The organism is Thauera sp. (assembly GCF_035444905.1).
Lineage (GTDB): Bacteria > Pseudomonadota > Gammaproteobacteria > Burkholderiales > Rhodocyclaceae > Thauera.
On record NZ_DAOMPS010000005.1, the window covers coordinates 17,292 to 28,888 of the forward strand.

Genomic DNA, 11,597 nt, shown 5'->3' on the forward strand with positions numbered 1-11,597 from the left:
GCCGGCACAGCGAGAGGCCACCCGCATGCCGATCACCCGCAAGCGTGCCGTGTTCGCGGCGGTCTTCATCGCCCACACGCTCGGCATCCTGTCCTCGATCGACGCCTTGATGTCGACCCGCACTGCGCCCGGCGCCGTCGCCTGGATCGTGTCCCTGAGCACCTTCCCCTACGCCGCCGTACCGGCTTACTGGGTGTTCGGGCGCAACCGCTTCAACGGCTACGTGATCGGCCGCCGCGAGGACGACAGCCGGCTCTATCGCGATCTCGCGCAGAAGATGTCGCACGTCGACGACTACGCCACCGCGCTGCCCGCGCGGCAACAGGAGCTGCAGGTGCTGGAGCGCCTGGCCAAGCTGCCGCTGCTGGGCGGCAACCAGGCCGAACTGCTGATCGACGGCGAGGCTGCCTTCGACAGCATGCTGGCCGGCATCGACGCCGCCGAGCACTACCTGCTGGTGCAGTTCTACATCGTGCGCGACGACGCGCTCGGTCGCGAACTCAAGCGCCGCCTCGAGGCCAGGGCGCGCAGCGGCGTCAAGGTGCACTTCCTGTATGACGAGATCGGCAGCTACCGTCTGCCGCGGCGCTACCTGGCCGAGCTGCGCGCCGCCGGGGTCGAGGTCCGCCCCTTCCACTCCACCCAGGGCTCGGGCAACCGCTTCCAGCTCAACTTCCGCAACCACCGCAAGATCATCGTCGCCGACGGCCAGCATGGCTGGGTCGGCGGCTTCAACGTCGGCGACGAGTACCTGGGCCGCGACCGCCGCATCGGCCCCTGGCGCGACACCCACATGAAGCTGTCGGGGCCGGCGGTGTTCAGCCTGCAACTGTCCTTCCTCGAAGACTGGCACTGGGCAAGCGGCGAGGTGCTCGACTTCGACTGGCAGCCCGCCAGCGCGGCCGCCAACGGCGTGCCGATCCTGATGCTGCCCAGCGGCCCCGCCGACCGCTTCGAGACCGCCAGCCTGATGGTGCAGCATGCGCTGGCCGCGGCACGCCAGCGCGCCTGGATCGCCAGCCCCTACTTCGTGCCCGACGAGTCGGTGCTCAACGCGCTCAAGCTCGCCGCGCTGCGCGGGGTGGACGTGCGCGTGCTGATTCCCGAGCGCCCCGACAACCTGCTGACCTGGCTGGCCGCCTATGCCTTCGTCGGCCCGCTGCTCGAGGCCGGCGTGCGCATCCACCGCTACCAGGCCGGCTTCCTGCACGGCAAGACGATGCTGATCGACGACGGCGCCTCGGCGGTGGGCACGGTCAACCTCGACAACCGCTCCTTCCGCCTCAACTTCGAGATCACCGCCTGGGTGCTGGACGAGGACTTTGGCCGCGAGATGGCCGCCATGTTCGAGACCGACTTCGCGCGCTCGCGCGAGATGACGCTGGCCGAGGTGCTGGAACAGCCCTGGTGGTTCCGCGCCGCCTCGCGCGCAGCCCACCTCACCGCACCGGTGCTGTGAGCATGCGCCGGATCTCCGGCACGCAGGAGCCACAGGACGTGCCGCAGGCGAGTTGCGCCTGCAACGCATCGAAATCGGCGCCGGCGCCGATCGCGGCGACGATCTCGTTCTCGGAGACGTTCAGGCAGTTGCACACGATGCGCCCCCGCCCCACGGCCGCCGCGGGCGGCGCCGACAGCGGCGCCAGCAACCAGCGCCGCAGCGCAGCGGTGGACTGGGCCTCCACCATCAGCTCGCGCAGCCACGCACCGGCCAGGGTCTCGCCGGCCAGGCGCAGGCCGACCAGGCGCTCGTCCTCGATCAGCGCGCGCTTGCTGATGCCGCGGCGCGGATCCTCGTAGCTCACCACGCACTCGTCATCGAGCCCGAGCACGGCATCGAGCTCGGCCAGCCAGGCCGGCGGAATCGGCTGGTCGTGCGCCACGCGCATCACCACCGCGGCGCGCTCGCGACCGGCGAGCGCGAGCGAAGCGTAGGCGAAACGCTCCAGCCACGGCACCAGAGCCTCGGCCTGCTCGGTGGCCGCGCATTCGTCGCGCTCCACGCGCATCAGCAGCATCTGCCAGGGCAGCTCGGCGCGCTCGATGGCGATCGCCGTGTGCTTGAGCTCGGGTTGCTTCGAGAACGGGTCGAGCGCGCCGCCGACCAGCAGGTTGATGCCGCCCGAGTCGAGCACGTTGCGCCCCCAGTGCATGGCCACGAAAGCCTGGCCGCGGCGCACCTCGTCGGAGGCGTACGCGCGCAGCACCAGCCTGCCGCGCCGGCTCGACACCCGCAGCAGCTCGCCGCTGCGCAGGCCGCGGGCCTGCAGCTCGGCCGGGTTGAGCTCGATGCGGGCCTCGTCCACATGGCTGTACAGGCGCGCCACCTTGCCGGTGCGGCTCATGCCGTGCCACTGGTCGCGCAGGCGGCCGGTGGTCAGGTGCAGGGGATAGCGTTCATCGACCTGCTCCGCCGTGCTCGCCTGCACCGGCACCACGAAGCGCGCGCGGCCGCTCGCGGTGGGGAAGCAGCCGTCGGCGTACAGGCGCGCCCGGCCCGCCGCCCCTGCCGCGCGCGCCGCGGCCGGAAATGGCCACTGCTGCGGGCCGGCGGCGTCGAGCAGGGCGTAATCGAGCCCGGTGATGTCCAGGTCGCGACCGGCGGTGCTCGCCACGTGCTCGGCGAAGATCGCCTCCACCCCGTCGTAGGCGAACATGTACGTGGCCTGCGGCTTGCCGATCAGCGGCCCCAGCGCACGCGCGAAGTCGCACACGATGCGCCAGTCGGGCCGCGCCTCGCCGGGCGGCGGCAGGGCGCGGCGCACATGGGTGATGCGGCGCTCGGAATTGGTCACCGTGCCCTCCTTTTCGCCCCAGGTCGCCGCCGGCAGCATGAGGTCGGCAAAGGGCGCCGTCTCGGTGCTGCGAAACGCTTCCTGCAGCACGACGAAGTCGCAGCACTGCAAGGCCTCGCGCACCAACTCGAGCTCGGGCATCGACTGCGCCGGATTGGTGCAGGCGATCCACAGCGCCTTGATGCGGCCCTCGCGCGCGGCCTGGAACAGCTCGACCGCGGTCAGCCCCGGCGTGGCGGGCACGCTATCCACCCCCCACAGGCGGGCGACCTCTTCGCGGTGCGCCGGGTTGGCCAGGTCGCGGTGGGCCGACAGCAGGTTGGCCAGCCCGCCGACCTCGCGCCCGCCCATCGCATTGGGCTGGCCGGTGAGCGAGAACGGCCCGCAGCCCGGCTTGCCGATCTTGCCGGTGGCGAGCGACAGCGCGATCAGCGCCGTGCCGTTGTGGGTGCCGTGGGTGGATTGGTTGAGCCCCTGGCACCACAGCGACAGCGCCGCCGCCGACTGCCCCCACCAACGCGCAGCGGTGACGATGTCGGCCGCGGGCACGCCGCAGACCTCGGCCGCCGCCGCGGGCGTGATGTCGCGCACGTGCTCGCGCAAGGCGTCGAAGCCCTCGGTGTGGGCGGCTATGAAATCGGCATCGATCAGGCCCTCGTCCAGCAGCACGTGCAGCATCGCGTTGTACAGCCAGATGTCGGTACCGGGCAGGATGGCCAGGTGCAGGTCGGCACTGGCGGCGGTGTCGGTGCGGCGCGGATCGACCACGATCAGCTTCATGTGCGGGCGCGCCTTTTTCGCGTCCTCGATGCGGCGGAAGGCGACCGGATGGGCGTAGGCCGGGTTGGCGCCGGCGATCAGGATGCAGTCGGCGTGATCGAAGTCCTCGTAGGCACAGGGCGGTGCGTCCGCGCCCAGGGTCTGCTTGTAGGCGGCAACCGCGCTCGACATGCAGAGGCGCGAGTTGGTGTCGACGTTGTTGCTGCCGATCAGGCCCTTCATCGCCTTGTTGAAGACGTAGTAGTCCTCGGTCAGCAGCTGGCCGGAGATGTAGAAGGCCACCGCATCCGGTCCATGGGTATTGATGACCTCGGCGAAGCGGCCCGCGGCGGTGGCGATGGCCTCGTCCCAGCCCACGCGCTGGCGCGGCTCGCCACGTGCGCGGCGCAGTTCGGGGTGCAGCAGCCGCGTCTGCGGCCGGGCGCTCAGGTGCAGGGTCGAGCCCTTGGTGCACAGGCGGCCGAAGTTGGCCGGATGCACGGGGTCGCCGCGCACGCCGGTGATGCGTTCGCCATCGTGCTCGATCAGCACGCCGCAGCCGACGCCGCAATACGGGCAGGTCGCTCGGGTCTCCATCGTGGACGGGGTCGCGGTCTTTGCTTGCACATCGGAAATCATCACGGGGCCTCTGATTCTAGTGGCGGCTGAGCAGGTACAGCAGCACGAGGTTGAGTGCGAGCGACAGCGCGGCGACGATCTTCAACGCCAGGCGTGGATTGCGCTCGAGCAAGGGCACGCGGCGGCGGGTGGCGAGCGGGCGGCTGGCGCCGCGCTCGAGCGCGAGCAGGAACTCCTCGGCGGTCTCGAAACGATCCTGCGGCTCGCGCGCGCAGGCCTTGAGCAGCACGCTCTCGAGCCATTCGGGGGTGTCGGGGCGGTAGCGCGTCGGCGGCACCGGAGCGCCGAAGCGCGGATGCTGGAAGGGCTCGATCTCGCCGTAGGGGTATTTGCGTGTCAGCAACTCGTAGAGCGTGACGCCGCAGGCGTAGAGGTCGGACGACTCGTTGGCCTGGCCGCCGGCAAACAGCTCGGGCGCCATGTAGGACGGCGTGCCCGGGTTGTTGATCTCGGCCAGGTCCTCGGCGTCGGCGGCCGCCACCCCGAGGTCGAGCAGCCGCAGCTCGCCACTGCGGTCGATGTGCACGTTGTCGGGCTTGATGTCGCGATGCACGATGCCCAGCCGGTGCAGCACCGCCACCCGGCGCAGCAAGGCACGGCCGATGCCGACCAGCTCGTGCGCCTCAAAGCGGTGGCCGCGGGCGAGGCTCGCCTTCAGCGTCTCGCCCTCGTGCCAGCTCATCAGGTAGTACAGGTGCGCGCGCGGATGGTCGCACACGCGCGGAAAGCCCTTGCCCGGCACCCGGCGCGCCAGCCACTCCTCGCGCACCAGCGCACCCACCGCCTCGTCGTCGTCCGCCTCCGGGCGCAGCGTCTTCAGCACCAGGGCCTCGCCGCCAGCGAGCCGGGTGACGCGGTAGAGCAGGGTCAGGCGCGACTCGTGCAGCACCTCCTCCACGCGCAGGCCATCGAGCGTCTGCCCCGGCTTGAGCCGCGGCGGTAGCGGCAGGCGGTGGCCGTCGGCGAGGCGGTCGCGCAGCTTGTCCGCCGGCAAGGCCTCGACGTTGGCGACGAGCGCAGTGGCGTTGTCGGTCGCCCCCCGGCGCAGCGCCCCCTGGGCGAGCGCATCGGCCGCCTGCTGGGCATCCGCCTGCGCCAGCAGCACGGCGGCGATACCGGCGTCGCCGAGCGTGGTCCACACGCCATCGGTCACCAGCACGAAGCGGTCGCCGGCGGCCAGCTCGCCATCGTCGTGATCGACCAGCAGGCGCGCCTCGAGCCCGATCGCGCGGCGCAACACGTTGTCGAACTCGGGGTGCGCCCAGGTGTGGTCCTCGGTCAGGCGCAGCAGCTCGCCCGCCCGCCAGCGGTAGGCGCGCGAATCGCCCACATGGGCGACGTGGTAGCGCCGGCCGCGCAGCACCACCGCGGTCAGCGTGGTCGCCATGCCGGCATACTCGCGCGCCTTTGCCGACTGGCCGAGCAGCCAGCGATTGACGGCGCCGAGCACGGTGTCGACCGACTTGTCGACACTCCAGGTCTGCGGCGTCGAGAAGTAGTCGGCGAGCAGGCTGCGCACCGTCTGCTCGGCCGCCTCGCGCCCATGGGCATGGCCGCCCACCCCGTCGGCCACCGCCAGCAGCATGCCCTTGGCCTCGAGCTCCTCGCCTTCGGGCGTGGCGGCGCCGACGAAGTCCTCGTTGCGCGGCCGCGGCCCCTGCGCGCTGGCATGGCCCAGGCTGACCTGCAGGCCGGGCACGCCCCGCGCCGGCCGCGGTGCGGCGTTCGCCACCGCGCCGGACTCGGGAAAGTCGATGATCGTGCCCACGATGCCTCCGTTGCTGCGCTGGCTGGCGGGGCGGCGTCAGATCTTCGCCGCGGTCAGGTGGGCCGCGCCCCAGGTGGTGCGCCAGCGCGTCTTCACCGCGGTAAGGCCGATCAGCGCGAACACGGCGAGCGCGGCGAACACCAGGAAGCCGATCTGGTAGCTGCCGGTAACCTGCTTCGAATAGCCGAGCGAGGACGCCAGGTAGAAGCCGCCGACACCGCCGGCCATGCCGACCAGGCCGGTCATGACGCCGATCTCGCGCCGGAAGCGCTGCGGCACGAGCTGGAACACCGCCCCGTTACCCATACCCAGCGCCAGCATCGCGCCCACGAACACCACCAGCGCCATCCACGCCTCGGGCAGGCCGATGCTGACGATGGCGAGGAAGAACGCGGCGAACACATACATCACGCTGAGCGACTTCACCCCGCCGATGCGGTCCGCCACGTTGCCGCCGATCGGCCGCACCAGCGAGCCGGCGAACACGCAGCCGGCGGTGAAGAAGCCCGCCATCTTCGGGTCCAGCCCATACTGGGTATTGAAGTAGATCACCAGCGAGGACGCCAGGCCGACAAAGCCACCGAAGGTGACCGCGTAGAAGAACATGAACCACCACGCGTCCTTGTCCTTGAGCACCTTCAGGTACTCGGCGAAGGTCTTGGGCGGCGGCGCGTCCGGCGCGTCCTTGGCCATGAAGCAGAAGGCGACGAGCACGATCACCAGCGGAATCAGCGCGATGCCGAAGACGTTGTGCCAGCCGAAGGCCATCGCCAGGCCGGGAGCGAACAGCGCGGCAAAGGCCGTGCCGGAGTTGCCCGCCCCGGCGATGCCCATCGCCGTGCCTTGGTGCTCGGGCGGATACCAGCGCGAGGCCAGCGGCAGCGCCGCCGCAAACGACGCGCCGGCAACGCCGAGGAAGACGCCCAGCACCAGCACCTCGGCAAACGAATGCACGCCGGCGACCCAGGCATAGGCGAGCGCCAGGATCACGATGACCTGGCCGATGATCGCCGCCTTCTTCGGTGACAGGCGGTCGACCGCCACGCCCATGACGATGCGCAGCAGCGCCCCGGCCAACACCGGCGTCGCCACCATCAGGCCCTTCTCGGAATGGGACAGGCCGAGGTCCGCCGAGATGCCCACCGCCAGCGGCCCGAGCAACACCCACACCATGAAGGCAAGGTCGAAATAGAGGAAGGCGGCGATCAGCGTCGGCGTATGGCCGGCCTGCAGGAAGGATTTCTTGTCCATGTCGAACTCCAGAGTCATGCGTCGTATGCACCTTTGGTGCAGGAAACTTCAGCGCAAGACTCCGTTGCCCGATGGGCCCGCCAACTTTGGCGGGCCTGGCGCTGTGCTGGTTATCGACTAGCAAGCCCCATGCCAAGACATGAAATTATAGATTTCAAGAGCTTATGAAGCTCCATCAACTCTGAGCACGCACGATCTTGGTGCGCGGAGTCGGAGTGCAGTGCACAAAATCAGTGCATGGAGAAGGCGGCTGCGGGGTGCGGGCTCGGATCCGTGGGACCAAAGTCCTCCGAGGGCTGCACCGCGTGACAGCAACACCAGCACGGCCTTGCAAGCCGTCGCTGGCTTGTACTGCGGTCACTGAGTGTCTAACGTGAAACCGTACATGCAGACAGCCGGACGTCCTGCCCGCATCGTTTGCGACCACGGGGGAGCGGAATCATGTATCTGCCGTCTGACGAGCAGGACTGGAGCCCGGTCGATGCCAGCGAGATCCCGGAGATTGCGAGCTCGCTCAACAGCCACATTCACAAGACGCGAGGTGTGAAGGATCTGTTGCAGGCTGCCGGAGAAGGTCCGGCCGGATCCAAGCTGAAGGTCAGCACGGTCGCGCGGCGCCCGCTCTGCTTCTATGAAGGAGCGTGGACGCTGTACCGCTTCACCTTGGATCCTGCCGAATCGGGCAAGCCATCAGACGACTCAGGTCGAGGCTACCTGTTCGCGGCGCGCGCGCCGCTGGACGGTCCAGTCGAGGACGATGCCTGGATCGTCCTCGACTGGACCGTAGCCGCGATCAATGAGATCAACCGCCGTGCCGGCCTGAAACTGGACGCGGCGCTTGGGACCGAGACTACGACTACCGAAACGAACTCGCAGGCAGTCCGCGACTATGTGCGCTTCTTCGTCAGCTTCCTCGGGGGAGAGCGCGATCCTGACTGGGGCTTGATTCATCCGTTCATCCTTCCGGGGACGTTTGAGGATCTTGGGTGGCGCGACGATCTTCCCCAGACGCTCGACGCCTTCATAAGAGAGCAGGAGTTACCCGAGTACCCGCCGCTCGGCGGCATCAATGACCCTGATCCGGTCGACCTGTGCGATCCGCCTCGGCAGGATGAAGTGGCAGCCCCGCTCGCACCGCCGGAAGGACGAGTCCCTGAGGCGAAAACTCAAGGCGGGGCCGCGGCATCGCGAGAGGGCGTCGAGCAAGCCTTCAAGGAGTTCGGCACCCAGCTTCAGGAGCTTGACAGCGACGCGCCGCCTTCGGCGGACGAGCAGAGTGAAGCTGGGAGCTCCGCCGCTCCAAAGGCGATCGCGCGCTTCTCGGCACTGATCTGGTACCAGGACGCCCTGTACAAGACTGAGTTCGAAGTCCGTTCCGACGGCCAGGTTTGGATGCTCGACGATGAAGTCATCGACGGCACAGATGGCTTGCCCGTGCCGCACTGGGAAGTACGCGACCAGCCATCCCCCGTGCCCTTGCTGTACCGGCAGGCAAACCTCGAGTCTGTATCGGCAGCGACCCTGATGGCACGCATTGCCGCGCTCGCCGCCGCTGATGAGGACCCGACCGTCAGACAGGGAGCCGATGCCGGTGTCCGCTTGCATCGGCTGCGCGTGCAGGGTCCGGTCAAGCTTCATGGCGCGTACCCAGCACCGGTCCGTTTCCGTGAGGTCGAGTTTCTCCATAACGTGATACTCGATGAAGCCGTGTTCGAGCACTCACTGGACTTCAGTGAATGCCGCTTCCTTGGACGGTTGAGCGCACGGCTCGCGACGATCAAGGGCGCATTCCGCCTGGACAAGTCGCGTTTCTATGGCACCGACCGGGATCGCATCGAGGGCGAAGGACACAAGGCGATGCTCGACCTCTGGGGCCTGGTTGCCGAAGGCGGGCTGTTTGCAGACCGGCTGCTCGTGTTCGGCCGCGTCCGAGCCCAGCACGCACGGATCGGCACGATGCTGCGGGCACGCGGACTGCAGATTCATCCGCGCGCGACGGGCGGCGGCGACCCGGACGGCGACATCGCGCTCGATTGCTCGCACGCCCGCATCACAGGCCCCCTCGATCTGCGTGCCTGGACGCCGAAGGAGGCAGGTCCTGGCGAAGGCCCGCGACGCACGGTGATCGGACGCCGTCTGGTGCTCAGGGGGCTGAGCGCCTGGGAGGCGAACCTGGACGGGATCTGGGTCAACGCTGCAGAGCAGTCTTCACCGGGGATAGCGGCCGACATGACCGATGTCCGGATCATCAGCGCAGTGAGCGCAGCGGCGACGACGCGCTCCGGCGAGCCGCAGCATCCAGCCCAGAGCGAGCGCTGGCGCGCGCGCTTCCAGGGCAGCCTGTGCCTCGAGCATGCCGAAGCAGGGAGCGCCTGCATCCATGGTTGCCGGATCACCGGATCCTTGTTGCTCCAAGGCCTGCGCTTGCGGGGGTCGCTGTTCGCGCGTCGGGACGAGCGCTTCCGCAGCCGTATCGACGATGTGGTCCTGCTGTCGGGGGCGCACGTCGATGGTGACATCGACTTTTCTTCCGCGCGCATTGGCGGCGAGGTCCAGTACATCACCGGTCGCTGCGGCCGCCTGCGCGCCATGGTCGAACCCTGGCCGCAATGGCAGCTCGACGCTAAGACCAATGAGTACCGGCTCGTGCCCCGGCTATGCGCGAGCGAAGCCAGCGGCATCCTGCTACAGGATCTGAGCGTCGAAGCAGGCGTCGACCTGGCCGGCATCCAGCTCGGGAAGGGACGCCGGGAGTTTGCCGAAGGGGGCCTGATTGCCACTGGCGTGCGCGTCGGCGGCGGCCTGCACTTCTGGCGCAAGGATGCCGAGGCCCGCCTCCTCCAGCGCATTCGTCGGGACCTGACATATGAACGGAACTGGGCCGAGATCCCGAACGACGACCCGGCTTTCGATAACCGCGGAAAGGAGGGCATCGCGGGGGTACGCGCCAGACTTGCCGGCACACTCGACGTATGCGGAATCGAAACCGGCGGCAGCATCGACCTGGGCAGGTGCGAAGTGGAGGGCAAGATCCTTCTCGACAATGCAGACGTAGGCGGCAATCTGCGCGCCGGCGTCGATGGCGAACCGGAAAGCTGCACGACAACCGCCTTGATCGCCGATAACGCCCGCATCAAAGGGGATGCAGATCTACGCGGCCTCGCGATTCGTCCCGCGGGCGGCAAATCAGGTGCAGGTGCAGCTCCAGCGCTCCTCAAGGCGCGCGATCTGCGCGTCACAGGCAAGCTTGGTCTCGCCACCGCTGAACTCGATCGGGCGGCAGACCCGCAAGCGGACGGAGCACCGATTGCCAGGCTGTATGGGCAGGGATCGCGGATCGAACTCGAAGGCACGCATGCCGCCCAACTCACCTTCAGCGGCAAGTGCATCGACGACGCCGAGCCCCGCGCGGTGGCGAGGATCCTTCTCGGCCGTTGCCGCGTCGGCCAACTCAGCGTGTGGGGCTTCGACGATGACCGCTTCCCCCACTACGTGGACATGACCGCAATCGAGATCGGCGACTGGAACGGCGCCGCGGCGTTCGAGAACGTTCCCAAACTGCTCGAAGCGACCTCGCCGTTCGACGGTCGCAACTACGTGGATGTCGAGCACCGGCTCGCACGCGTCGGGCAGAAGGGGCCCGCAAACGCGGTCTATCGCCGCATGGCGTGGCGTGCCGCCAGTTCCTGGCGGGCAAAGCTGTTCTACTGCATCAACTGGGCGTTCTCAGGGAATGGCACGCGGGCGTGGCTGATGGTGTTGTGGCTGCTGCTGACGATGCTGCCGGTCATCGCCGTGCTGGCCGATCCGCGCAACGTCGAGTTCAGAGAGGTCAAGATGGATGCCAAGCACCAGGCCGGATATGGCCCCTACGAGCGCAATGACGAAGAGCTCGTTGGGCGCGAATGGGGATGGATCAGGGCGGTGGGGCTGGCCCTGGGCTACGCCGTCCCACTCTTTACCGCGGAAGAGGCCGATGTCGCGCGAGCGCGTCTGGACGGACCAACATGCCGGCCCGCCGCGCTGGGGGACACGGATGCCGGCGATGGCCCGCCCCCCTGTGCGCCAATGACTTGTCGCTGGCTTGACATCTCACCGCACGAGTTCGCTCTGTGCGCAGCAGTCATGCAGTTCATGCTCTGGATCGCGATTGGCGCAAATCTGCCAAGCATCCTGCGTCGCAGGCAGTGACCCGGATAGCGGCCGAGTATCCAGTGCCCCTGATTCATCCATTGCGATCACGCCTTGACCAATTCAGGCGCAGGTTCGCCAATTGGTCAGAGTCCGCGCCGGGCACCATGGCGCAGAAGCTGTGCGCACGGTCTTGTGACTGCCGCGGCGGCAGTTCGCAACACTTGGCTTCATACTGGCATCAAAGTTGCTGT

The 11,597-nt window shown here is 68.5% G+C and carries 5 protein-coding genes; 2 read left to right on the top strand and 3 right to left on the bottom strand.

Annotated features, from left to right (window positions below; translation table 11 throughout):
* The first annotated feature begins 25 nt into the window (after positions 1–25).
* Positions 26–1,459 carry a cardiolipin synthase gene (cls, locus tag PLC66_RS03555; RefSeq protein WP_324537878.1) on the top strand — a complete coding sequence of 478 codons (1,434 nt, stop codon included), beginning with the start codon at positions 26–28 and terminating at the stop codon, positions 1,457–1,459.
* Here the strand turns inward: cls and PLC66_RS03560 are convergent.
* The 3 genes from PLC66_RS03560 to PLC66_RS03570 form a co-directional block, all read right to left on the bottom strand.
* Positions 1,440–4,151: a nitrate reductase gene (locus PLC66_RS03560; protein WP_324537980.1), complete on the bottom strand. Its 2,712-nt coding sequence runs from the start codon at positions 4,149–4,151 to the stop codon at positions 1,440–1,442. The genes cls and PLC66_RS03560 overlap by 20 nt on opposite strands.
* A gap of 58 nt (positions 4,152–4,209) precedes the next feature.
* Positions 4,210–5,892 carry a bifunctional protein-serine/threonine kinase/phosphatase gene (locus PLC66_RS03565; protein ID WP_324537981.1) on the bottom strand — a complete coding sequence of 561 codons (1,683 nt, stop codon included), beginning with the start codon at positions 5,890–5,892 and terminating at the stop codon, positions 4,210–4,212.
* 105 nt (positions 5,893–5,997) lie between these two features.
* Positions 5,998–7,212 (bottom strand): nitrate/nitrite transporter, encoded by a 1,215-nt coding sequence (locus PLC66_RS03570; protein ID WP_324537879.1) that lies wholly within the window; start codon positions 7,210–7,212, stop codon positions 5,998–6,000.
* 441 nt (positions 7,213–7,653) lie between these two features.
* Between PLC66_RS03570 and PLC66_RS03575 the strand changes: the two genes are divergently transcribed.
* A complete protein-coding gene (locus PLC66_RS03575) occupies positions 7,654–11,403 on the top strand; it encodes a pentapeptide repeat-containing protein (RefSeq protein ID WP_324537880.1) in 3,750 nt (1,249 codons plus the stop codon).
* The last annotated feature ends 194 nt before the right edge of the window (positions 11,404–11,597 follow it).